33 protein-coding genes are annotated in these 20,576 nt (G+C 34.2%); 32 read left to right on the forward strand and 1 reads right to left on the reverse strand.

Features of this window, described 5'->3' with window-relative positions; translation table 11 throughout:
- The first annotated feature begins 2 nt into the window (after window positions 1-2).
- The 30 genes from rplB to ctlX all read left to right on the forward strand — a co-directional run bounded on the left by rplB (window position 3) and on the right by ctlX (window position 18,319).
- Window positions 3-827, forward strand: coding sequence for a 50S ribosomal protein L2 (rplB, locus tag KZH69_RS07280; RefSeq protein WP_077377767.1), 825 nt, complete (start codon window positions 3-5; stop codon window positions 825-827).
- Between the two features lie 6 nt (window positions 828-833).
- Window positions 834-1,112: a 30S ribosomal protein S19 gene (rpsS, locus tag KZH69_RS07285; protein ID WP_035637298.1), complete on the forward strand. Its 279-nt coding sequence runs from the start codon at window positions 834-836 to the stop codon at window positions 1,110-1,112.
- Between the two features lie 6 nt (window positions 1,113-1,118).
- Window positions 1,119-1,532, forward strand: coding sequence for a 50S ribosomal protein L22 (rplV, locus tag KZH69_RS07290; protein WP_219316790.1), 414 nt, complete (start codon window positions 1,119-1,121; stop codon window positions 1,530-1,532).
- A gap of 5 nt (window positions 1,533-1,537) precedes the next feature.
- Window positions 1,538-2,293, forward strand: coding sequence for a 30S ribosomal protein S3 (rpsC, locus tag KZH69_RS07295; RefSeq protein WP_116761847.1), 756 nt, complete (start codon window positions 1,538-1,540; stop codon window positions 2,291-2,293).
- Window positions 2,294-2,312: 19 nt separating this feature from the next.
- Complete coding sequence (rplP, locus tag KZH69_RS07300; protein ID WP_007803637.1) at window positions 2,313-2,738, forward strand: 50S ribosomal protein L16; 426 nt, start codon at window positions 2,313-2,315, stop codon at window positions 2,736-2,738.
- A gap of 13 nt (window positions 2,739-2,751) precedes the next feature.
- Complete coding sequence (gene rpmC / locus KZH69_RS07305) at window positions 2,752-2,943, forward strand: 50S ribosomal protein L29 (RefSeq protein WP_035668115.1); 192 nt, start codon at window positions 2,752-2,754, stop codon at window positions 2,941-2,943.
- Between the two features lie 12 nt (window positions 2,944-2,955).
- A complete protein-coding gene (gene rpsQ / locus KZH69_RS07310) occupies window positions 2,956-3,216 on the forward strand; it encodes a 30S ribosomal protein S17 (RefSeq protein WP_026707010.1) in 261 nt (86 codons plus the stop codon).
- Window positions 3,217-3,218: 2 nt separating this feature from the next.
- Entirely contained in the window at window positions 3,219-3,587 is a 369-nt protein-coding gene (gene rplN, locus KZH69_RS07315) for a 50S ribosomal protein L14 (RefSeq protein WP_007803649.1), read from the forward strand.
- An 11-nt stretch (window positions 3,588-3,598) separates the two neighbouring features.
- Window positions 3,599-3,913 carry a 50S ribosomal protein L24 gene (gene rplX / locus KZH69_RS07320; RefSeq protein ID WP_035668111.1) on the forward strand — a complete coding sequence of 105 codons (315 nt, stop codon included), beginning with the start codon at window positions 3,599-3,601 and terminating at the stop codon, window positions 3,911-3,913.
- A 2-nt stretch (window positions 3,914-3,915) separates the two neighbouring features.
- Window positions 3,916-4,467 carry a 50S ribosomal protein L5 gene (gene rplE, locus KZH69_RS07325; protein ID WP_077377755.1) on the forward strand — a complete coding sequence of 184 codons (552 nt, stop codon included), beginning with the start codon at window positions 3,916-3,918 and terminating at the stop codon, window positions 4,465-4,467.
- Window positions 4,468-4,470: 3 nt separating this feature from the next.
- Window positions 4,471-4,740 (forward strand): 30S ribosomal protein S14, encoded by a 270-nt coding sequence (gene rpsN / locus KZH69_RS07330; RefSeq protein ID WP_026707007.1) that lies wholly within the window; start codon window positions 4,471-4,473, stop codon window positions 4,738-4,740.
- A 104-nt stretch (window positions 4,741-4,844) separates the two neighbouring features.
- The gene (gene rpsH, locus KZH69_RS07335; protein WP_077377752.1) at window positions 4,845-5,243 is read left to right on the forward strand and encodes a 30S ribosomal protein S8; all 399 of its coding nucleotides are present in this window, start codon (window positions 4,845-4,847) and stop codon (window positions 5,241-5,243) included.
- Window positions 5,244-5,261: 18 nt separating this feature from the next.
- Window positions 5,262-5,804, forward strand: coding sequence for a 50S ribosomal protein L6 (rplF, locus tag KZH69_RS07340; RefSeq protein ID WP_219316791.1), 543 nt, complete (start codon window positions 5,262-5,264; stop codon window positions 5,802-5,804).
- An 11-nt stretch (window positions 5,805-5,815) separates the two neighbouring features.
- The gene (rplR, locus tag KZH69_RS07345) at window positions 5,816-6,166 is read left to right on the forward strand and encodes a 50S ribosomal protein L18 (protein ID WP_219316792.1); all 351 of its coding nucleotides are present in this window, start codon (window positions 5,816-5,818) and stop codon (window positions 6,164-6,166) included.
- 6 nt (window positions 6,167-6,172) lie between these two features.
- Window positions 6,173-6,697 carry a 30S ribosomal protein S5 gene (rpsE, locus tag KZH69_RS07350; RefSeq protein WP_100433331.1) on the forward strand — a complete coding sequence of 175 codons (525 nt, stop codon included), beginning with the start codon at window positions 6,173-6,175 and terminating at the stop codon, window positions 6,695-6,697.
- Window positions 6,698-6,709: 12 nt separating this feature from the next.
- Complete coding sequence (gene rpmD, locus KZH69_RS07355) at window positions 6,710-6,892, forward strand: 50S ribosomal protein L30 (RefSeq protein WP_027310825.1); 183 nt, start codon at window positions 6,710-6,712, stop codon at window positions 6,890-6,892.
- Window positions 6,893-6,903: 11 nt separating this feature from the next.
- Entirely contained in the window at window positions 6,904-7,356 is a 453-nt protein-coding gene (gene rplO / locus KZH69_RS07360) for a 50S ribosomal protein L15 (RefSeq protein WP_100433332.1), read from the forward strand.
- 13 nt (window positions 7,357-7,369) lie between these two features.
- On the forward strand, window positions 7,370-8,716 hold the full coding sequence (secY, locus tag KZH69_RS07365) for a preprotein translocase subunit SecY (RefSeq protein WP_219316793.1): 1,347 nt from the start codon (window positions 7,370-7,372) through the stop codon (window positions 8,714-8,716).
- Window positions 8,717-8,719: 3 nt separating this feature from the next.
- Window positions 8,720-8,935, forward strand: coding sequence for a translation initiation factor IF-1 (gene infA / locus KZH69_RS07370; RefSeq protein WP_007136545.1), 216 nt, complete (start codon window positions 8,720-8,722; stop codon window positions 8,933-8,935).
- A gap of 12 nt (window positions 8,936-8,947) precedes the next feature.
- Complete coding sequence (gene ykgO / locus KZH69_RS07375) at window positions 8,948-9,064, forward strand: type B 50S ribosomal protein L36 (protein ID WP_008992256.1); 117 nt, start codon at window positions 8,948-8,950, stop codon at window positions 9,062-9,064.
- A 2-nt stretch (window positions 9,065-9,066) separates the two neighbouring features.
- Window positions 9,067-9,441 (forward strand): 30S ribosomal protein S13, encoded by a 375-nt coding sequence (rpsM, locus tag KZH69_RS07380; RefSeq protein WP_219316794.1) that lies wholly within the window; start codon window positions 9,067-9,069, stop codon window positions 9,439-9,441.
- Window positions 9,442-9,449: 8 nt separating this feature from the next.
- Window positions 9,450-9,833 (forward strand): 30S ribosomal protein S11, encoded by a 384-nt coding sequence (gene rpsK / locus KZH69_RS07385; protein WP_024981527.1) that lies wholly within the window; start codon window positions 9,450-9,452, stop codon window positions 9,831-9,833.
- A gap of 92 nt (window positions 9,834-9,925) precedes the next feature.
- On the forward strand, window positions 9,926-10,531 hold the full coding sequence (gene rpsD / locus KZH69_RS07390) for a 30S ribosomal protein S4 (protein ID WP_035668090.1): 606 nt from the start codon (window positions 9,926-9,928) through the stop codon (window positions 10,529-10,531).
- A gap of 21 nt (window positions 10,532-10,552) precedes the next feature.
- Window positions 10,553-11,545: a DNA-directed RNA polymerase subunit alpha gene (locus KZH69_RS07395; RefSeq protein WP_035637337.1), complete on the forward strand. Its 993-nt coding sequence runs from the start codon at window positions 10,553-10,555 to the stop codon at window positions 11,543-11,545.
- Between the two features lie 36 nt (window positions 11,546-11,581).
- Window positions 11,582-12,067 carry a 50S ribosomal protein L17 gene (gene rplQ / locus KZH69_RS07400; protein ID WP_077377735.1) on the forward strand — a complete coding sequence of 162 codons (486 nt, stop codon included), beginning with the start codon at window positions 11,582-11,584 and terminating at the stop codon, window positions 12,065-12,067.
- Window positions 12,068-12,382: 315 nt separating this feature from the next.
- Window positions 12,383-13,486: a glutamine-hydrolyzing carbamoyl-phosphate synthase small subunit gene (gene carA, locus KZH69_RS07405; protein ID WP_219316795.1), complete on the forward strand. Its 1,104-nt coding sequence runs from the start codon at window positions 12,383-12,385 to the stop codon at window positions 13,484-13,486.
- A gap of 118 nt (window positions 13,487-13,604) precedes the next feature.
- Entirely contained in the window at window positions 13,605-14,897 is a 1,293-nt protein-coding gene (gene eno / locus KZH69_RS07410) for a phosphopyruvate hydratase (protein ID WP_219316796.1), read from the forward strand.
- Window positions 14,898-15,051: 154 nt separating this feature from the next.
- Window positions 15,052-16,326 carry a citrate synthase gene (locus KZH69_RS07415; RefSeq protein WP_219316797.1) on the forward strand — a complete coding sequence of 425 codons (1,275 nt, stop codon included), beginning with the start codon at window positions 15,052-15,054 and terminating at the stop codon, window positions 16,324-16,326.
- Between the two features lie 74 nt (window positions 16,327-16,400).
- Window positions 16,401-17,315, forward strand: a complete 915-nt coding sequence (locus tag KZH69_RS07420; protein WP_219316798.1) for a dimethylarginine dimethylaminohydrolase family protein — start codon at window positions 16,401-16,403, stop codon at window positions 17,313-17,315.
- Window positions 17,316-17,383: 68 nt separating this feature from the next.
- On the forward strand, window positions 17,384-18,319 hold the full coding sequence (ctlX, locus tag KZH69_RS07425) for a citrulline utilization hydrolase CtlX (protein ID WP_219316799.1): 936 nt from the start codon (window positions 17,384-17,386) through the stop codon (window positions 18,317-18,319).
- A gap of 87 nt (window positions 18,320-18,406) precedes the next feature.
- Here the strand turns inward: ctlX and KZH69_RS07430 are convergent, their stop codons facing one another.
- The gene (locus tag KZH69_RS07430; RefSeq protein WP_219316800.1) at window positions 18,407-19,036 is read right to left on the reverse strand and encodes a MarC family protein; all 630 of its coding nucleotides are present in this window, start codon (window positions 19,034-19,036) and stop codon (window positions 18,407-18,409) included.
- Between the two features lie 205 nt (window positions 19,037-19,241).
- On the opposite strand from KZH69_RS07430, the gene KZH69_RS07435 reads away from it, so the two are divergent.
- Together KZH69_RS07435 and recR are read left to right on the forward strand one after the other, a co-directional pair.
- Window positions 19,242-19,610: a CoA-binding protein gene (locus KZH69_RS07435; protein ID WP_219316801.1), complete on the forward strand. Its 369-nt coding sequence runs from the start codon at window positions 19,242-19,244 to the stop codon at window positions 19,608-19,610.
- Between the two features lie 277 nt (window positions 19,611-19,887).
- Window positions 19,888-20,508, forward strand: coding sequence for a recombination mediator RecR (gene recR / locus KZH69_RS07440; RefSeq protein WP_219316802.1), 621 nt, complete (start codon window positions 19,888-19,890; stop codon window positions 20,506-20,508).
- Window positions 20,509-20,576 lie beyond the last annotated feature (68 nt).

Here is a 20,576-nt window from a genome sequence, read left to right on the forward strand (position 1 = left end):
AAATGTCAGTAAGAAAATTAAAACCTATTACCCCAGGTCAGCGATTTAGAGTTGTGAATGGTTATGACGCCATTACAACTGATAAGCCGGAACGCTCTTTGATAGCGCCGATAAAAAACTCTGGAGGTAGAAATAGTCAAGGAAAGATGACCATGCGTTATACGGGTGGTGGTCACAAGCAGAGATATCGTATCATTGATTTCAAACGTACAAAAGAAGCAATTCCGGCTACAGTGAAATCTATTGAATACGATCCAAATCGTACTGCGTTTATCGCTTTATTAGCTTATGCTGATGGTGAGAAAACTTATATTATTGCTCAAAACGGATTGAAAGTTGGACAGAAAGTAGTTTCTGGACCAGAATCTCAACCTGAAATTGGTAATACTTTACCTTTAAGCAGAATTCCTTTAGGAACTGTTATATCTTGTATCGAATTGAGACCAGGACAAGGGGCTGTAATCGCTCGTTCTGCTGGAACATTTGCTCAATTAATGGCAAGAGATGGAAAATATGCTACAATTAAAATGCCATCAGGTGAAACAAGATTAATCTTGTTGACTTGTTCAGCTACAATTGGAGCAGTTTCTAATTCAGACCACCAATTAGTTGTATCTGGTAAAGCAGGTAGAACAAGATGGTTAGGAAGAAGACCTAGAACAAGACCTGTTGCAATGAACCCTGTCGATCACCCAATGGGTGGTGGTGAAGGACGTTCTTCTGGTGGACATCCACGTTCAAGAAATGGAATACCAGCTAAAGGTTATAGAACTCGTTCTAAGAAAAACCCGAGTAACAAGTATATCGTAGAACGTAGAAAGAAATAATAAGATATGGCACGTTCATTAAAAAAAGGACCTTTCGTTCATTATAAGTTAGACAAGAAAGTTGCAGAAAACATCGCAGGTGGAAATAAAGGAGTGGTTAAGACATGGTCTAGAGCTTCTATGATTACTCCAGACTTTGTTGGACAAACAATCGCAGTTCATAACGGTCGTCAATTTGTACCAGTTTACGTAACAGAAAACATGGTAGGTCACAAATTAGGAGAATTTTCACCAACTAGATCTTTTAGAGGTCATGCTGGAGCAAAAAATAAAGGTAAAAAATAAGAAGCAATGGGAGTTCGTAAAAGAGAAACAGCAGATGCGAGAAAAGAGGCTAATAAGTCTATAGCTTTCGCAAAATTGAATAACTGCCCTACTTCACCTAGAAAAATGCGCTTAGTAGCGGACTTGGTAAGAGGTCAGAAGGTAGAAAGAGCACTTAACATATTAAGATTCAGTTCGAAAGAAGCTTCAAGAAAATTAGAAAAACTATTATTATCTGCAATCAATAACTGGGAGCAAAAAAATAGTGAAGGTAATCTTGAAGAAGCTGGATTATTTATTAAAGAAATCCGTGTAGATGGTGGAATGATGTTGAAAAGACTTCGTCCAGCTCCACAAGGAAGAGCACACAGAATAAGAAAACGTTCTAACCACGTAACAATCGTGCTTGGAGCTATCAATAACACACAAAGCAATTCTTAAGCAGCATGGGACAAAAGACAAATCCAATTGGAAATAGACTTGGTATCATCAGAGGATGGGACTCAAACTGGTATGGTGGAAATGATTACGGTGATAAATTAGCCGAAGATCACAAAATCAGAAAGTATATCCATGCTCGTTTATCAAAAGCTAGTGTATCGAAAGTAATCATCGAGAGAACTTTAAAACTTGTAACCGTTACTATCACTACTGCAAGACCTGGTATTATTATTGGGAAAGGTGGACAAGAGGTAGACAAGTTGAAAGAGGAACTTAAGAAAATTACTGACAAAGAGGTTCAAATTAACATCTTTGAAATAAAAAGACCTGAACTTGACGCGTATCTAGTTGCTACAAGCATCTGTCGTCAAATCGAAAGCAGAATTTCTTACAGACGTGCAATCAAAATGGCTATTGCTGCTTCTATGCGTATGAACGCAGAAGGTATCAAAGTTTTGATTTCTGGTCGTTTGAATGGTGCAGAGATGGCTCGTTCAGAAGGTTTCAAAGAAGGTAGAATTCCTCTATCAACTTTCAGAGCTGATATTGATTATGCTTTGGCTGAAGCTCATACTACTTATGGTAGAATGGGTATCAAAGTATGGATCATGAAAGGTGAAGTTTATGGAAAGAGAGATCTTTCTCCACTTGCAGGAATGGATAAAAAACAACCTGGTGGTGGTAAAGGTGGAGATTCTCCTAGAGGAGACAGAAAGCCTTTTAATAAAGGTGGAAAACCAGACGCTCGTAAACGAAAGTAAATTTTTAAACTAAAGAAAAATGTTACAGCCTAAAAGAACAAAATACCGTAAGGTACAAAAAGGTAAAATGAAAGGAAATTCTCAAAGAGGACATGAACTTTCTAATGGAATGTTTGGTATTAAATCTGTACATGAAGATGGAATGTTCTTAACCTCTCGTCAAATCGAAGCTGCGCGTATCGCTGCGACTCGTTTTATGAAAAGAGAAGGACAATTATGGATCAAAATATTTCCAGACAAACCTATCACTAAGAAACCTCTTGAGGTACGTATGGGTAAAGGTAAAGGTGCCGTTGAATATTGGGCTGCCGTTGTTAAACCCGGAAGAATTATGTTTGAAGTTGGAGGAGTTCCGTTGTCAGTTGCAAAAGAGGCGTTACGTCTTGCAGCACAAAAGCTTCCAGTAAAAACTAAATTCGTAGTTGCTAGAGATTTCGAAGCATAATCTATATTATATTATGAAACAATCAGAAATAAAAGATCTTTCTGCAGCGGAGTTGCAAGAAAAACTTAGCCAAACTAAGAAGGCATATGCCGACCTAAAAATGGCTCACGCTATTTCTCCAATTGAGAACCCACTTCAAATTAGAAGTGTAAGAAGAACAGTTGCAAGATTAGCTACAGAACTTACTAAAAGAGAATTACAATAATTCTGCTGAAAGATGGAAGAAAAAAGAAATTTAAGAAAAGAAAGAGTTGGGGTTGTTACTTCAAACAAAATGGATAAATCCATTGTGGTTGCTCAGGTAACTAAAGTAAAACACCCATTATACGGTAAGTTCGTGTTGAAAACAAAGAAATTTGTTGCACATGACGAAACAAACGACTGTAACATAGGAGATACTGTAAGAATTAGCGAAACGCGTCCTTTGAGTAAATCAAAATGTTGGAGATTAGTTGAAATCCTAGAAAGAGCTAAATAATTATGGTACAACAAGAATCAAGACTAAAAGTAGCAGATAACACGGGAGCAAAAGAAGTTTTAACTATTCGTGTTTTAGGAGGTACCAAAAGAAGGTATGCCTCTGTTGGAGACAAGATTGTAGTATCTATAAAAGATGCAACACCTAACGGAAACGTTAAAAAAGGTGCTGTTTCAACTGCAGTTGTTGTACGTACCAAAAAAGAAGTGAGAAGAGCTGATGGTTCTTATATCCGTTTCGATGATAATGCATGTGTTCTTTTGAATGCTGCAGGTGAAATGAGAGGAACTCGTGTTTTTGGTCCGGTAGCAAGAGAACTTCGTGAAAAACAATTCATGAAAATTGTATCATTAGCACCAGAAGTGCTTTAATTCGTTTTAAGATGATAAAGCTAAAAATAAAATCAGGAGACATCGTAAGAGTAATTGCTGGAGACCATAAAGGTGCTGAAGGTAAAGTTTTACGTGTTTACCGTGAGAAAAACAAAGCAATTGTTGAAGGTGTAAACATGGTTTCTAAACATACGAAACCTAGTGCAAAAAGCCCTCAAGGTGGTATTGTAAAGAAAGAAGCTTCTATTCAAATTTCTAATATATCTCTAATTGATCCTAAAACTAAGGAAACAACAAGAGTAGGTATCAGAGTTGAAGGAGATAAGAAAGTAAGATTTTCAAAAAAATCTAATCAAGTACTATAGTAATGGCATATATACCTAGACTAAAAGAAGAATATAAGAGTAGAGTTATCTCTGCTCTTAAAGAAGAATTCGGTTACACAAACGTAATGCAAGTTCCAAAATTGGAAAAAATCGTTTTGAGTAAAGGAGTTGGTGCAGCAGTATCTGATAAAAAATTGATTGACTATGCAGTTGATGAATTGACAAAGATAACTGGACAAAAAGCAGTATCTACTATTTCAAAGAAAGACGTTGCGTCTTTCAAATTGAGAAAAGGGATGCCTATTGGAGCAAAAGTTACTTTGCGCGGTGAAAGAATGTATGAGTTTTTAGATAGACTTATTACTTCAGCATTACCACGTGTTAGAGATTTCAGTGGTATTAAAGCGACTGGTTTTGATGGTAGAGGAAACTATAATTTAGGTGTTTTAGAGCAAATCATTTTCCCTGAAATTGATATTGACAAAGTAAATAAAATATCTGGAATGGACATTTCTTTTGTTACTACTGCAAAAACTGACAAAGAAGCAAAGTCATTGTTGGCTGAATTAGGTTTACCTTTTAAAAAGAATTAAGATATGGCTAAAGAATCAATGAAAGCCCGTGAGGTTAAGAGAGAAAAAACGGTAGCTAAGTATGCTGAGAAAAGAAAAGCTTTGTTAGAAGCTGGAGATTTCGTAGGTTTGCAAAAATTACCGAAAAATGCTTCGCCAGTTCGTTTGCACAACCGTTGCAAATTGACAGGTAGACCAAGAGGGTATATGCGTCAATTCGGTATTTCACGTGTTACATTCCGTGAGATGGCTAATAATGGATTGATACCAGGTGTTAAAAAAGCATCTTGGTAGAAAAAATATTCAGACGTGAGTAATCACGTCTGTTTTTCACATTTATAAACTGGTTTCAGGTTCGATTACTTTTAATCGAAAACCGTTACCGCAAATCAATACTTATGTATACAGATCCAATTGCAGATTATTTGACGAGAGTTAGAAACGCTGTGGCTGCAAACCACAAAGTTGTCGAAATTCCAGCATCTAATCTAAAAAAAGAAATAACAAAGATCTTATTTGATCAAGGTTATATCTTAAGTTACAAATTTGAAGACAACGCTGTTCAGGGTTCAATCAAAATCGCTTTGAAGTATGATAAAGATACTAAAGAGCCAGTAATCAAAGATATCCAAAGAATTAGTAAACCAGGTTTACGTAAGTACGCAGGTGCTTCTAAAATACCGAGAATCCTTAACGGATTAGGAATTGCTATTGTTTCAACTTCAAAAGGGTTGATGACAGGGAAACAAGCCAAGCAATTAAATGTTGGTGGAGAAGTAATTTGTTACGTATACTAATTTTAAAGACTATATAAGATGTCAAGAATAGGTAAAAGCCCAGTAACAATACCAGCTGGTGTAACTATTACAGTTGCCGACGGTATTATTACAGTAAAAGGAAAAAACGGTCAACTTACACAGGAGTTTTCGGACGTAACTGTAACGGTTGAAGGAGATCAAGTTCAAGTTGAAAGATCTTCTGATCATAAAGACCAAAGAGCAAAACACGGTTTGTATAGATCTTTAATTAATAACATGGTTATTGGTGTAACAGAAGGTTTTACAAAATCTTTAGAATTGGTTGGAGTTGGTTATAGAGCTTCAAATCAAGGTCAAAAGTTAGATTTAGCGCTTGGGTTCTCACACAATATTGTTTTAGAAATAGCTCCGGAGGTAACTCTAGAAACTATATCTGAAAAAGGTAAAAACCCAATTGTAAAATTAACATCATTAGATAAACAACTTTTAGGTCAAGTTGCGGCAAAAATTAGAGGTTTCCGTAAGCCTGAGCCGTACAAAGGAAAAGGTGTTAAATTTGTAGGTGAAGTATTAAGAAGAAAAGCAGGTAAATCAGCTTAAAAAATAAGATTATGTCATTAACAAAACCTGAAAGAAGACAACGTATTAGATTCAGAATTAGAAAAACGATTAGTGGTACTGCCATTAAACCGAGACTATCTGTTTTTAGAAGTAACAATGAAATTTACGCTCAATTAATTGATGATGTAAACGGAGTTACTATATTAGCTGCTTCTTCAAGAGAAAAAGAAATAGGAAAAGGTACGAACATTGAAGTGGCTACTGCAGTAGGGAAACTTGCAGCTGAGAAAGCTTTGAAAGCAGGTATAAGTGAAGTTACCTTCGATAGAGGAGGTTATTTATACCACGGTCGTATTAAATCATTAGCGGAAGGCGCAAGAGCGGCTGGACTTAAATTCTAATATATTATGTCTAATAAATACAAGAATATAGAGTTAGTAAAACCAAGTGGTCTTGAATTAAAAGATCGTTTGGTGAGTGTAAATCGTGTTACTAAGGTTACAAAAGGGGGTAGAGCTTTCGGTTTTTCTGCTATTGTAGTTGTAGGTGATGAAAATGGAGTTGTAGGTCATGGATTAGGAAAATCTAAAGACGTTTCTGAAGCAATTGCGAAAGCAGTAGAAGATGCAAAGAAAAATCTAGTAAAGATTCCTTTGAATGGACAATCAGTTCCTCACGAACAAAAAGGTAAATTTGGTGGTGCACGTGTGTTCTTGATTCCGGCCTCTCATGGTACAGGAGTTATTGCTGGTGGAGCTGTTCGTTCAGTTCTTGAATCAGTAGGAATTCATGATGTATTATCTAAATCACAAGGATCTTCAAATCCTCACAACGTAGTGAAAGCAACTTTTGATGCTTTATTACAAATGAGAAGCGCTTATACTGTTGCAAAACAAAGAGGTGTTTCTTTAGAAAAAGTTTTTAAAGGTTAATTCAAGGAAATTATGGCTAAATTATTAGTAAAACAAGTTAGAAGCAAAATCAACTGCCCTCTTACTCAAAAAAGAGGTTTGGAAGCTTTAGGTCTACGTAAAATGGGACAAGTTGTAGAGCATGACTCAAATCCTACAATCCTTGGGATGATAAATAAAGTTAAACACTTAGTTTCTGTTGAAGAAGCTAAATAACAAATACTGTTATGAATTTAAGTAACTTACAACCTGCTGAGGGTTCTACACACAATCAAAATAAAAGATTAGGTAGAGGTGAAGGTTCTGGTAAAGGTGGTACTTCTGCAAGAGGTCACAAAGGAGCAAAATCTCGTTCTGGTTATTCTAAAAAGATTGGTTTTGAGGGTGGGCAAATGCCACTTCAAAGACGTGTGCCTAAGTTTGGTTTCACTAACATCAATCGTAAAGAATACGAAGGTGTTAATCTTGATACTCTTCAATTATTAGTTGATAATGGAGTAATTACAGATACTGTTGATATGACAGTTTATGTAGCTAATCGTCTTGCTACCAAAAATGAAATCGTTAAGATTTTGGGTAGAGGAGAATTGAAAGCAAAATTAAAAGTAACTGCTCACAAATTTACTGCTACTGCAAAAGCTGCTATTGAAGCTGCTGGTGGAGAAGCTGTAATCATGTAATATTACAATTAAGATGAAGAAATTTATTGAATCAATAAGTAATGTTTGGAAAATAGAAGAACTAAAAAATAGAATTTTAATTACTTTAGGTCTGCTTCTTGTTTATCGTTTTGGTGCACATGTTACACTACCTGGAATTGACGCAACTCAATTAACTGGATTAGCTGGACAAACCAAAAATGGATTAGGATCTATTCTGGACATGTTTACCGGAGGTGCATTTTCTAAAGCTTCAGTTTTTGCTTTAGGGATTATGCCTTATATTTCTGCATCTATTGTTGTGCAACTTATGGGAATTGCGATTCCCTATTTGCAAAAGCTTCAGAGTGATGGAGAGAGTGGTAGAAAGAAAATCAATCAAATTACCCGTTGGTTAACTATTGTTATTACCTTGGTACAAGGGCCAACTTATATCTACAATCTTTACAGAACTTTACCTAGTTCAGCTTTTATTTTAGGGTTTAACTCTTTTGAATTTTTATTTTCATCAGTTGTAATCTTAGTTACGGGTACGATTTTTGCCATGTGGTTAGGAGAAAAAATAACTGATAAAGGAATTGGAAACGGTATTTCTCTTTTGATAATGGTTGGTATTTTGGCTAGGTTGCCACAAGCTTTTATTCAAGAATTTACAACAAGAGTAACTAATAACAATGGTGGGCCAATGTTATTGGTAGTTGAGATCATTATTTGGCTACTTGTAATTATTTCTTGTGTATTATTAGTAATGGCGATTAGAAAAATTCCAGTTCAGTACGCTCGTCGTACAACATCTGGTGATTTCGAACAAGATATGATGGGTGGTAACAGACAATGGATTCCATTAAAGCTTAATGCAGCTGGTGTAATGCCTATAATATTTGCACAAGCGATTATGTTTATTCCTGCAGCTGTTGCTGGTTTGTCTAAATCAGATGCTTCTCAATCTGTTGTTGGTGCTTTTAGTAATATGTTCGGGTTTTGGTATAATTTAGTTTTTGCAACTTTGATAGTTGTTTTTACTTTCTTTTATACTGCGATTACAGTTCCTACTAATAAAATGTCTGACGATCTAAAAAGAAGTGGTGGTTTTATACCTGGTGTTAGGCCTGGTGTTGAGACTTCGGATTATCTTGATAAAGTGATGTCTTTAATAACTTTTCCAGGATCTTTATTTCTTGCTTTGATAGCTGTGTTCCCAGCAATTGTTGTAAGTCTTATGGATGTTCAACAATCTTGGGCTATGTTTTTTGGAGGGACTTCATTGATAATTATGGTTGGAGTTGCAATAGATACTATTCAGCAAATTAATTCATACTTGTTGAATAAACATTATGATGGTTTAATGAAAAGTGGTAAAAATAGAAAAGCAGTAGCTTAACTTATGGCAAAACAATCAGCAATAGAACAAGACGGATCAATCATTGAAGCATTGTCAAATGCGATGTTCCGTGTAGAGTTAGAAAATGGACATATTGTAATTGCTCATATTTCTGGTAAAATGCGTATGCATTACATCAAATTATTACCTGGTGATAAAGTGAAACTAGAAATGAGTCCTTATGATTTGTCAAAAGCAAGAATTACTTATAGATATTAAAGGATATTCACTATGAAAGTTAGAGCATCAGTAAAAAAGAGAAGTCCCGAGTGCAAAATTGTGCGTAGAAAAGGGAGATTGTACGTAATAAACAAAAAGAATCCTAGATTTAAACAAAGACAAGGATAATTATGGCAAGAATAGCAGGGGTAGATATCCCAAAAAATAAGAGAGGTGTTATAGCACTTACCTATATCTTCGGATTAGGAAATAGTAGAGCAATTGAGATTTTAGAAAAAGCTCAAGTTAGCCAAGATAAAAAAGTTCAAGATTGGAATGATGACGAGATCGGAGCAATTCGTGAGGCGGTATCTGCTTACAAAATTGAAGGAGAATTACGTTCTGAAGTTTCTTTAAACATCAAACGTTTAATGGATATTGGATGTTATAGAGGTATCCGTCACAGATCTGGTCTTCCATTAAGAGGACAAAGAACTAAAAACAACTCTAGAACAAGAAAAGGTAAAAGAAAAACTGTTGCTAACAAGAAAAAAGCAACTAAATAATAAGTAATATGGCTAAAGCAACTGCAAAAAAACGTAAAGTTATCGTTGAATCAACGGGTGAAGCTCATATTTCTGCTACCTTCAATAACATCATCATTTCTTTGACTAACAAAAAAGGTGAAGTTATTTCTTGGTCTTCAGCTGGTAAAATGGGTTTTAGAGGTTCTAAAAAGAATACTCCATACGCAGCTCAAATGGCAGCAGAAGATTGTAGTAAAGTAGCTCTTGAGGCTGGACTTAAAAAAGTAAAAGTTTATGTTAAAGGACCAGGAAACGGACGCGAGTCTGCAATCCGTTCTTTGCATAACGGTGGAATTGAAGTTACAGAGATTATCGATGTTACTCCAATGCCGCACAATGGATGTCGTCCTCCAAAAAGACGTAGAGTTTAATACTCAAAAATAATTATAGTATAACCTAGATTGAAAATAGATTATCGAAGGATAAGACCTGAATTCATAATCTCAATCTTAAACAATTTAAAATGGCAAGATATACTGGTCCTAGTACAAGAATCGCTCGTAAGTTTGGCGAGGCAATTTTCGGAGACGATAAAGCTTTCGAAAAAAGAAATTATCCACCTGGACAACACGGGATGGCTAAAAAAAGAGGAAAAAAATCTGAATATGCTGTCCAGTTAATGGAAAAGCAAAAAGCTAAATATTCTTATGGAATTTTAGAAAAACAATTCAGAAATTTATTCGAAAAAGCATCAGCTACTAAAGGTGTAACTGGTGAAGTGTTGTTGCAATTGTGTGAAGCAAGATTAGACAATGTGGTTTTTAGAATGGGTATTGCTCCTTCTAGAAGAGGTGCTCGTCAAATCGTTTCTCACCGTCACATTACAGTAAACGGAGAAAATGTAAATATTCCTTCTTATCACTTGAAACCAGGTGATGTAGTAGGTGTTCGTGAAAAATCTAAATCTATAGAAGCTATCGAACGTTCTTTATCTAATTCAAGTCATGTTTACGAATGGATTACATGGAATAATGAAACTAAATCAGGTACTTTTGTTACTGTTCCTGCTAGACTTCAAATTCCAGAAAACATCAAAGAACAATTAATCGTAGAGTTGTACAACAAATAATAATTGACTTAGTCGAAATTTATGGCAATATTTAATTTTCAGAAGCCCGATAAAGTTATCATGATCGATTCAACCGATTTTGAAGGTAAATTTGAATTTAGACCTTTGGAACCTGGTTACGGATTGACCGTTGGTAATGCACTTAGAAGAGTTTTGCTTTCAGCATTAGAAGGTTATGCAATTACATCTGTTCGTATAGAAGGTGTAGATCATGAGTTTTCTACTATTTCAGGAGTTGTTGAGGACGTTACCGAAATTATCCTTAATCTTAAACAAGTGCGTTTCAAACGTCAAATTGAAGATATCGATAATGAATCAGTTACTATATCTGTTTCTGGTAAAGATCAATTAACAGCTGGTGATTTTCAAAAATTTATTTCAGGTTTCCAAGTTTTGAATCCAGAACTAGTTATTTGTAATTTAGATAGTAAAATTAAACTGAATTTCGATTTAACTATCGAAAAAGGTAGAGGATATGTTCCTGCTGAAGAGAACAAAAAACAGAATGCTGCAATAGGAACTATTTTTACTGACTCAATTTTTACTCCTGTAAAAAATGTGAAGTATGCAATTGAAAACTTCCGTGTAGAGCAAAAAACAGATTATGAAAAATTGGTTTTTGAAATTAAAACTGACGGTTCAATTAATCCTAAAGATGCTCTTACAGAAGCTGCAAAAGTTTTAATTCACCATTTCATGTTGTTTTCTGATGAAAGAATTACACTAGAGGCTGACGAAATTGCACAAACAGAATCGTATGATGAAGAGTCATTGCACATGAGACAATTGCTTAAAACTAAGCTTGTTGATATGGATCTTTCTGTTAGAGCATTAAATTGTTTGAAAGCGGCTGAAGTTGATACACTTGGTGATTTAGTATCGTTCAATAAAAATGACCTAATGAAATTCCGTAATTTCGGTAAAAAATCTTTAACTGAACTAGACGAACTAGTTGCGATTAAGAATTTAACCTTCGGAATGGATTTGGCAAAATACAAACTAGATAAAGAATAATCTAATCCGCTGCGGCGGATTAAATTTCATAAAGCAATGAGACACGGAAAAAAATTCAATCACTTAAGCAGACAGACTGCACATAGAAGTTCTATGTTAGCTAATATGGCTTGTTCTCTTATCGAGCACAAACGTATTAACACTACTGTTGCTAAAGCTAAAGCGCTTAAACAATTTGTTGAGCCGCTTATAACAAAATCAAAATCAGATACAACCCACAATCGTCGTATCGTTTTTGCTTACTTACGTAGTAAATATGCAGTAACTGACTTGTTCAGAGATGTTGCCGCTAAAGTAGGAGACCGTCCAGGTGGATACACTCGTATCATTAAAGTTGGAAATCGTTTAGGAGATAATGCTGATATGGCAATGATCGAATTAGTAGATTTCAATGAACTTTACAACGGAGGTAAAAAAGAAGTTAAAAAAGCAAAAAGCCGTCGTGGTGGAAAAGCTAAGAAAGCAGACGAAGCAACTGAAGCTCCAGCAGCTGAAGCTGAATCAACGGATGCTGCTGAATAATTATGAAAATAATCATTCGATAATAATCAAGGATAAACTATTTATAGTTTATCCTTTTTTTTTGATTTTTTTTGACTGATATTTAGAAGTACGTTAGACGGTTTTGCTATATTAGGATATTATTTCCTTTCTTTTTTGAACATTTTATTGCCTTTTTGTTACTCTGTAGTATAGAGTATTAAATTACCCGAATTATTCAAAAAAAACATTGCATCCACTGTTTTAAAAAATTAAATTTGCACAATATTTAAATTAGGCATGAAACGAGTTTTTCGAGTTACATGAGACAAATAAAAAAATAATAGAAATCGACGAATGAAATATACAACACGAAAAAGCGCTATTCTTTTATTAAGTGACGGAACCATTTTCCATGGTAAATCTATTGGAATTACTGGAAAAACATTTGGGGAGGTTTGTTTTAACACTGGTATGACTGGATATCAAGAGATTTTTACAGATCCTTCTTATTTTGGTCAACTTATGGTTGCTACAAATGCTCATATTGGTAATTATGGGATAAATGACAAGGAAGTTGAATCTAGTAGTATTAAAATTGCTGGTTTGGTTTGTAAAAATTTTAGTTTTAATTATTCTAGAACTGATTCATCAGGAAGTTTAGAAGATTATTTTGCGAAGCAAAATTTAATTTGTATTTCAGATGTTGATACTAGAGCATTAGTAAGTTACATACGTGAAAATGGAGCTATGAATGCGGTTATCTGCACAGATGATACTCCTGTTGAAGAATTGAAAACATTATTAGCCGAAGTTCCTGATATGGAAGGATTAGAATTGGCTTCTAAAGTATCTACTCTTGAGCCTTATTTTTATGGAGATGAAAATGCTACTTATAAAATAGCAGCTTTGGATTTAGGAATAAAAGAAAACATTTTGCGCAATTTAGCTAAAAGAGATTGTTATATTAAAGTTTTCCCATATAATGCCACTTATTCCGATTTAGCTTCTTTTAATCCAGATGGATTTTTCTTATCCAATGGTCCTGGTGATCCAGATCCTTTGGATAGTGCAATTCAAGTGGCAAAAGATATTCTTGAAAATAATAAACCATTATTTGGTATATGTCTTGGACATCAGGTTATTGCTTTGGCAAATGGTGTATCAACATATAAAATGTTTAATGGGCATAGAGGAATTAATCATCCTGTGAAAAATGTAATAACCGGTAAAGGTGAGATTACTTCGCAAAATCATGGTTTTGCTGTAAATAAAGAAGAATTGGATAATCATCCTGATTTAGAAATTACACATTTGCATTTGAATGATGGAACTGTTGCTGGTATGAGAATGAAAAATAAAAAGTGTTTTTCTGTGCAATATCACCCAGAAGCAAGTCCAGGTCCGCACGATTCTTCTTATCTTTTTGATCAGTTTATTGAAAATATTAAATCTGTATAAGACTAAAACGTTATCGTTAATAAATAAAAGGATATTAACGTTTCTATAATAAAGACTTGTGATTTTTTTTACTTAATTTTGAGTAAAATACAAATTAATAACATAAAAAATAAGAATAATGAGTATTATTATTAAAATTCACGCAAGACAAATTTTTGATTCAAGAGGTAATCCTACTGTAGAAGTTGACGTAATTACTGAGAATGGTGTTTTAGGACGTGCAGCTGTTCCTTCTGGAGCATCTACAGGAGCGCATGAAGCTCATGAATTACGTGATGGGGGGAAAGCTTTCTTAGGAAAAGGAGTTTTGAAAGCGGTTGAAAATGTAAATACTAAAATTGCTGAAGAGTTAGTTGGAACTTCTGTTTTTGAACAAAATCTTATAGATCAAATGATGATTGATTTAGATGGTACTCCAACTAAATCAAATTTAGGAGCAAATGCTATTTTAGGAGTTTCTTTAGCTGTTGCTAAAGCTGCAGCTGAAGAGTTAGGATTGCCTTTATACAGATATGTTGGTGGTGTTTCTGCTAATACTTTGCCTTTGCCAATGATGAATATCATCAATGGAGGGTCGCATTCTGATGCGCCTATTGCTTTCCAAGAATTTATGATTATGCCAGTTAAGGCTACTTCTTTTGCTCAAGCTTTACAAATGGGAACGGAAATCTTCCACAATCTTAAAAAAGTATTGCATGATCGAGGTCTTTCTACAGCTGTTGGTGATGAAGGAGGTTTTGCTCCTACATTAGCAGGAGGTACTGAAGATGCTTTAGATACAATCAAAAAAGCGGTTGAAGCTGCTGGTTATACTTTCGGAGAAGATATTATGGTTGCTTTGGATTGTGCTTCATCTGAGTTTTACAAAGATGGTAAATATGACTATTCTAAATTTGAAGGAGCAACTGGTAAAATCAGAACATCTGCTGAACAAGTTGATTATTTGGCTGAATTAGCCGCAAAATATCCAATTATTTCTATTGAAGATGGAATGGATGAAAATGACTGGGATGGATGGAAATTATTAACCGAAAAAATTGGTGATAAAGTTCAATTGGTTGGAGATGATTTATTTGTGACTAATGTTGACCGTTTGTCAACTGGTATTGAAAAAGGAATTGCTAATTCTATTTTGATAAAAGTAAATCAAATTGGTACTTTAACCGAAACTATCGCTGCTGTAAATATGGCTAAAAATGCCGGTTATACATCTGTAATGTCGCACCGTTCAGGAGAAACGGAAGATTATACTATTGCTGATTTGGCTGTTGCATTAAACTGTGGTCAAATTAAAACAGGATCTGCTTCACGTTCTGACCGTATGGCAAAATACAATCAATTATTAAGAATTGAAGAGGAATTAGGGAATTCTGCATATTTTCCTGGGAAAAAGGCATTCAAAATAAAGTAATTGTAATGAAATTATAGTAATTGAGCCATTCGTCTATGATGAATGGCTTTTTTATTGAATATTTAACAAATTCAATGTTCAATTAGTTTTTAAATTAATGTGGAATTCCTTAGATTTGGTAAATTATAAATTAAATTTTATTTCATAAAAAAATATGTCAAAAATAGCAATATTAGAAATAGATGGTAATAAATTTGAGCTTCCCGTTATTGTTGGAAGTGAAAATGAAGCTGCCGTAGATATTAGTAAATTACGTGATATATCTGGTGTGATTACTCTTGATCCAGGTTATAAAAATTCAGGTTCTTGTAAAAGTGAAATTACCTTTTTGGATGGTGAACTTGGAATTTTACGTTACAGAGGGTATTCAATTGAAGAATTGGCTGAGAAGTCTCACTTTTTAGAAGTTTCGTATTTAATAATTTTTGGAGAATTACCTTCTGTAGAAAGATTAGAGCAATTTGAAAATGATATTAGAAAATTCACTTTGGTGAGTGAAGAAATGAAGATTATTTTAGATGGTTTTCCTAGAACTGCACACCCAATGGGAGTATTGTCTGCTTTGACAAGTGCTTTGACAGCTTTTAATCCTAAGTCAGTAGATGCCGATAATGAAAAAGATATGTATGACGCAGTTTGTAAAACTATTGCTAAATTTTTAGTTATTGCTACTTGGACTTATAGAAAAAGTATGGGATATCCTTTAAATTATTATGATAATACAATAGGGTATGTTGAGAATTTTATGAATTTGATGTTTAAGTTGCCTACAGGGCCTTACACAGCAAATCCTATCATTATAGATGCATTGGATAAATTGTTTATTCTTCATGCTGATCATGAACAAAATTGTTCAACTTCAACAGTGAGAATGGTAGGTTCATCACATGCTGGTCTTTTTGCATCAATATCTGCTGGAGTTTCTGCTTTGTGGGGGCCATTACACGGTGGTGCAAATCAGGCTGTTTTAGAAATGTTAGAAGAAATTCATGCTACTGGTGGAGATGCCGATAAGTATTTAGCGAAAGCGAAAGATAAAAATGATCCTTTCAGGTTAATGGGATTTGGTCATAGAGTTTATAAAAACTTTGATCCAAGAGCCAAAATAATAAAAAAGGCTGCTGATGAAGTACTTGCGACTTTGGGAGTAAATGATCCGATTCTTGAAATTGCTAAAAAACTGGAAGTTTCGGCATTGGAAGATGAATATTTTAAGTCAAGAAATTTATATCCTAATGTTGATTTTTATTCTGGTATTATTTACAGAGCTTTAGGAATTCCTACTGATATGTTTACAGTATTATTTGCAATTGGTCGATTGCCTGGTTGGATAGCCCAGTGGAAAGAAATGAGAGAAAATAAAGAGCCAATTGGTAGGCCAAGACAGATATACACTGGTTATCCTTTGAGAGAATATGTTAAATCATAAATCAAGAAATAGTTTATTAAAGCTTCACTTTACGGTGGAGCTTTTTTTTTTATCTTTGGCAAAAGTTTAAAAAAATGCTAGAATTAAACATAAAAAATGAGACCTCAAAATTGAGGGTAGTGGTGCTAGGTTCTGCTGTTAATAATGGGCCGACGCCCATGGCTGAAGAAGCTTATGATCCTAAATCCTTAGAACATATTTTAGCCAATACTTATCCTATAGAGGCTGATATGGTTGTTGAAATGGAAGCCTTTAATTCAGTGTTTCAAAAATATGGTGTAACGGTTTTACGCCCAGAAATTATAGAAAACTACAATCAGATATTTGCAAGAGATATTGGTTTTGTGATTGATGATATTTTTATTAAATCTAATATTTTACCGGATCGTGAACGAGAATTGGATGCCATCCAATATGTAATTGATCAAATGAATCCTGCAAAAGTAGTTCGCCCTCCCGAAGAAGTTCATATAGAAGGAGGAGATGTAATGCTCTGGAATGATTATGTTTTTGTGGGAACCTATAAAGGCAGTGATTATTCAAGTTATGTTACAGCCAGAACCAATTGGCAAGGTGTTAAATTTATAAAAGAGCTGTTTCCTAATAAAATTGTGAAAGAATTTGATTTGGTAAAATCAAGAATTGAAGCTCGTGATAATGCTTTGCATTTGGATTGTTGTTTTCAACCTGTAGGTAAAGATAAAGGGATTATATATAAAAGAGGTTTTAGAGAAGAAGCGGATTATATGTTTTTGGTTGATCTTTTTGGGAAAGAAAACCTGTTCCATATTACTCGGAACGAAATGTATAATATGAACTCCAATGTGTTTTCTATAGATACAAATGTTGTTGTTTCTGAAAAGAATTTCACAAGGCTAAATAATTGGCTACGATCGAATGGGTTTGTAGTGGAAGAAATTCCGTATGCCGAAATTGCGAAGCAAGAAGGATTATTACGCTGTTCCACTTTGCCATTAATAAGAGATTAATAATTCGTTTAAGGTTTTATTGTGTAACTTTAAGCAATAGATTCTTTTAATGATAATACAATAGAAATATGAAACAAACAACAAACTCCATTTTGATGATTCGGCCAGTTGCATTCCGTATGAATGAACAAACAGCAGTGAATAATTACTATCAAAAAGTATTAGACGGTCTTTTGCCAGCAACAGTAAACGCAAAAGCACAACAGGAATTTGATGTTTTTGTTGAAAAGCTTCGTGCCGTTGGGGTTGATGTAACTGTAGTGGACGATCTAGAAAATGCTGATACGCCAGACAGTATATTTCCTAATAATTGGATTTCTTTTCATGAAAACGGAGATGTAGCATTATATCCTATGTTTGCTGAGAATCGTAGGTTAGAACGTCGAGAAGATATTTTGGATACTTTGGAAGAAAAAGGATTTGTAATAGAGAATATTATGGATTATACTTCAGCCGAAGAAGATGGCTTTTTCTTGGAAGGAACAGGAAGTTTAGTGTTGGACAGGGAAAATGGAAAAGCATATTGTGCACTTTCTCCTAGGGCTGATGAAGAACTGTTTATTGAGTTTTGTGAAGATTTTGAATTTACACCAGTAATTTTTGAAGCCTTTCAAACTGTCAATAAAGAACGAAAATTGATCTATCATACTAATGTAATGATGTGTATTGGTGATACTTTTGCAGTTATTTGTGCTGATTGTATCGATGACAAAAAAGAACGTAAAATGGTTCTTGATAGTCTTAAAGGTGATGAAAAAGAAGTGATTCTAATTACCGAAGAGCAAGTGAATAACTTTGCTGGAAATATGCTTGAAGTTAGAGGTACTGATGATAGGCGATATTTGGTAATGAGTGCTTCAGCTCATCAATGTTTGACCAAAAAGCAAATTTCCCAGTTGGAAGAACATGTGACAATTTTGAGTTCAAGTCTAGATACTATTGAGGCTTGTGGTGGTGGAAGTGCTCGTTGTATGATGGCCGAGATTTTTTTGCCCAGAGAATAAAAAAAATTAAATTCCAATAAAAAAGTCCAATTTTCAAATGCTGTAAATTTTTGAAAATTGGACTTTTTTAATGATTGTATTTTAGAATTACATCAAATTTCCTTTGATGATATTGATTAGTGCACTTACAATATATTGAATGCCAATTGCAATTACAATGAATCCAACAATTCTGGAAATCGCAACAATACCTGATGCTCCAAGTAATTGCGCTAAAAAGTGTGCACTTCGCAGAATTATAAAAATAGCAATAGCGATCGCGAAAATTGCTAACGAGGCGATTATGAGTTCGTTAGTAGAATTGTGTTCTTGGTAAAAAGCAATTAAAAGAGAGATGGAGCCAGGGCCAGCAAGCATTGGTATGGCCAATGGAGTTAAGGCAATATCATTTCGTTTTTGAGCATCGGTTTCTATCTTTTTATTTATTCCTCGCTTTTTATTGAATTTCCCAGAAAGTAAAGAAAAACCTGAACTTACAATTATTAATCCACCTGCAATCCTAAGGGAATCTATACTAATGCCAAAAAAACTTAAAACATATTTCCCTATAAAAAATGATATTATTAGGATTAGAAAAACATTTATGGAAGTCCATAATGAGATTCTAGAACACTCTTGTTTAGAATCACCTTGTGTAAGACCAACAAATATTGGAACGGTTCCAATGGGATTTAAAACAGAAAATAAAGCAACAAATAAGTAAATAAATAAATCCATTCAGTTTTGATTTTTGATTGTAAAAATACGATTTTTTGTATAACTAAGTTTAAACGAGCGTTAGGTTATTGTTTATTCCAATGAATGAAGAAGTAAATTCGGAACAATTAGCTGTAATCTTTAATGGCAATTTCTGGGTTTAGGATAAGTATTTAGTTAGTGCTTAATCCTTTTTGATTACTTTTGTAGCTTATATAGATTTAAAATGACAAAAAACAAAAAAACATTAGTCCTTGGAGCTACTCTAAAGTCTGAAAAAGCAGCTTTTAAAGCGATTGAAATGCTAGTTGCAAGAGGACATTCCGTTCTTGCTTTGGGACAAAATACAGGTGAAGTATCGGGAATTAAAATAAATACCAAAGCGATTCCGCTTAAAAATATTGATACCGTTTCATTGTACATTAACCCAGCACGCCAAAGGGATTATTACAATTATGTCATTGAAGCTAAACCGAAACGAGTGCTTTTTAATCCCGGAACCGAAAACCCGGAATTTTATCAATTGTTGGAATTGAATAATATAAAGTATGAAGTGGCTTGTACATTGGTTCTTCTAACATTAAATAAGTATTAATTTTTTTAGAACCTGTTCTGGCTGTCTGCCGTACCTTTTTTGTTACGTCTTTAGTGATGAGACAAAAAAGGTAATTGCGAGAGCAATTTGATCAGCTGGGGTTAAGTCATAACAATCAACAGTTTTAATAGAAACAATTTGGTTTTTTTGTAATATTTGGTATTTGCTTGTAGTAAAAAAGTAATGGCAATGTTTGTTTCAAAGCGCGTAAATTGTCTTTATAAAATAGATTCAATTTTCTAAATGGCAGTTTGTCAAATTGCTTACTTTTGTACCCATGGAATTTTCTTCGAAACTAATAGAAAAAGCAGTTAATGAAATGTCTCAATTGCCAGGAATTGGCAAAAGAACCGCTTTGAGATTGGTGCTTCATATTTTAAAACAGCCCAAAGAACAGGCCTCTTTTTTGGCTCAAGCATTGGTAACAATGCGTGAGGAAATCAAATATTGCAATAGCTGTCATAACATATCGGATAGCGCTGTTTGCGAGATTTGTGCCAATACCAGCCGAAACCATCAAATTATTTGTGTTGTTGAGGATATTCGGGATGTAATGGCAATTGAAAATACAGGACAATTTAGAGGGATTTATCATGTTTTGGGAGGTAAAATTTCACCCATTGATGGAGTAGGGCCTAGCCAACTTACTATTAATAAATTGGTAGAGAAAGTCAAGTTGGGCCAAGTAAAAGAAATTATATTCGCATTAAGTTCTACTATGGAGGGTGATACGACCAATTTTTATATCTATAAACAAATTGCAGATTTGCCGATAGTGGTTTCAACAATTGCTAGGGGAATTGCAGTCGGAGACGAATTAGAATACGCTGATGAAGTTACCCTTGGTAGAAGTATTTTGCAAAGAGTGCCTTTTGAAAAATCATTAAAAACCAATTGAGCAGTTTATTAAGCGCAATGCTTTTTAAATACTAATTGAAAAACTATATTTGTTACTAAATTAACACG

Origin of the sequence: Flavobacterium taihuense (assembly GCF_019351435.1) — a bacterium.
GTDB classification, from domain to species: Bacteria; Bacteroidota; Bacteroidia; order Flavobacteriales; family Flavobacteriaceae; genus Flavobacterium; species Flavobacterium taihuense.

Bases quoted from the DNA above. Each gene is read 5' to 3' on its own strand.
- rplB (WP_077377767.1), top strand. From the start codon at position 3: ATGTCAGTAAGAAAATTAAAACCTATTACCCCAGGTCAGCGATTTAGA.
- rpsS (WP_035637298.1), top strand. From the start codon at position 834: ATGGCACGTTCATTAAAAAAAGGACCTTTCGTTCATTATAAGTTAGAC.
- rplV (WP_219316790.1), top strand. From the start codon at position 1,119: ATGGGAGTTCGTAAAAGAGAAACAGCAGATGCGAGAAAAGAGGCTAAT.
- rpsC (WP_116761847.1), top strand. From the start codon at position 1,538: ATGGGACAAAAGACAAATCCAATTGGAAATAGACTTGGTATCATCAGA.
- rplP (WP_007803637.1), top strand. From the start codon at position 2,313: ATGTTACAGCCTAAAAGAACAAAATACCGTAAGGTACAAAAAGGTAAA.
- rpmC (WP_035668115.1), top strand. From the start codon at position 2,752: ATGAAACAATCAGAAATAAAAGATCTTTCTGCAGCGGAGTTGCAAGAA.
- rpsQ (WP_026707010.1), top strand. From the start codon at position 2,956: ATGGAAGAAAAAAGAAATTTAAGAAAAGAAAGAGTTGGGGTTGTTACT.
- rplN (WP_007803649.1), top strand. From the start codon at position 3,219: ATGGTACAACAAGAATCAAGACTAAAAGTAGCAGATAACACGGGAGCA.
- rplX (WP_035668111.1), top strand. From the start codon at position 3,599: ATGATAAAGCTAAAAATAAAATCAGGAGACATCGTAAGAGTAATTGCT.
- rplE (WP_077377755.1), top strand. From the start codon at position 3,916: ATGGCATATATACCTAGACTAAAAGAAGAATATAAGAGTAGAGTTATC.
- rpsN (WP_026707007.1), top strand. From the start codon at position 4,471: ATGGCTAAAGAATCAATGAAAGCCCGTGAGGTTAAGAGAGAAAAAACG.
- rpsH (WP_077377752.1), top strand. From the start codon at position 4,845: ATGTATACAGATCCAATTGCAGATTATTTGACGAGAGTTAGAAACGCT.
- rplF (WP_219316791.1), top strand. From the start codon at position 5,262: ATGTCAAGAATAGGTAAAAGCCCAGTAACAATACCAGCTGGTGTAACT.
- rplR (WP_219316792.1), top strand. From the start codon at position 5,816: ATGTCATTAACAAAACCTGAAAGAAGACAACGTATTAGATTCAGAATT.
- rpsE (WP_100433331.1), top strand. From the start codon at position 6,173: ATGTCTAATAAATACAAGAATATAGAGTTAGTAAAACCAAGTGGTCTT.
- rpmD (WP_027310825.1), top strand. From the start codon at position 6,710: ATGGCTAAATTATTAGTAAAACAAGTTAGAAGCAAAATCAACTGCCCT.
- rplO (WP_100433332.1), top strand. From the start codon at position 6,904: ATGAATTTAAGTAACTTACAACCTGCTGAGGGTTCTACACACAATCAA.
- secY (WP_219316793.1), top strand. From the start codon at position 7,370: ATGAAGAAATTTATTGAATCAATAAGTAATGTTTGGAAAATAGAAGAA.
- infA (WP_007136545.1), top strand. From the start codon at position 8,720: ATGGCAAAACAATCAGCAATAGAACAAGACGGATCAATCATTGAAGCA.
- ykgO (WP_008992256.1), top strand. From the start codon at position 8,948: ATGAAAGTTAGAGCATCAGTAAAAAAGAGAAGTCCCGAGTGCAAAATT.
- rpsM (WP_219316794.1), top strand. From the start codon at position 9,067: ATGGCAAGAATAGCAGGGGTAGATATCCCAAAAAATAAGAGAGGTGTT.
- rpsK (WP_024981527.1), top strand. From the start codon at position 9,450: ATGGCTAAAGCAACTGCAAAAAAACGTAAAGTTATCGTTGAATCAACG.
- rpsD (WP_035668090.1), top strand. From the start codon at position 9,926: ATGGCAAGATATACTGGTCCTAGTACAAGAATCGCTCGTAAGTTTGGC.
- KZH69_RS07395 (WP_035637337.1), top strand. From the start codon at position 10,553: ATGGCAATATTTAATTTTCAGAAGCCCGATAAAGTTATCATGATCGAT.
- rplQ (WP_077377735.1), top strand. From the start codon at position 11,582: ATGAGACACGGAAAAAAATTCAATCACTTAAGCAGACAGACTGCACAT.
- carA (WP_219316795.1), top strand. From the start codon at position 12,383: ATGAAATATACAACACGAAAAAGCGCTATTCTTTTATTAAGTGACGGA.
- eno (WP_219316796.1), top strand. From the start codon at position 13,605: ATGAGTATTATTATTAAAATTCACGCAAGACAAATTTTTGATTCAAGA.
- KZH69_RS07415 (WP_219316797.1), top strand. From the start codon at position 15,052: ATGTCAAAAATAGCAATATTAGAAATAGATGGTAATAAATTTGAGCTT.
- KZH69_RS07420 (WP_219316798.1), top strand. From the start codon at position 16,401: ATGCTAGAATTAAACATAAAAAATGAGACCTCAAAATTGAGGGTAGTG.
- ctlX (WP_219316799.1), top strand. From the start codon at position 17,384: ATGAAACAAACAACAAACTCCATTTTGATGATTCGGCCAGTTGCATTC.
- KZH69_RS07430 (WP_219316800.1), bottom strand. From the start codon at position 19,036: ATGGATTTATTTATTTACTTATTTGTTGCTTTATTTTCTGTTTTAAAT.
- KZH69_RS07435 (WP_219316801.1), top strand. From the start codon at position 19,242: ATGACAAAAAACAAAAAAACATTAGTCCTTGGAGCTACTCTAAAGTCT.
- recR (WP_219316802.1), top strand. From the start codon at position 19,888: ATGGAATTTTCTTCGAAACTAATAGAAAAAGCAGTTAATGAAATGTCT.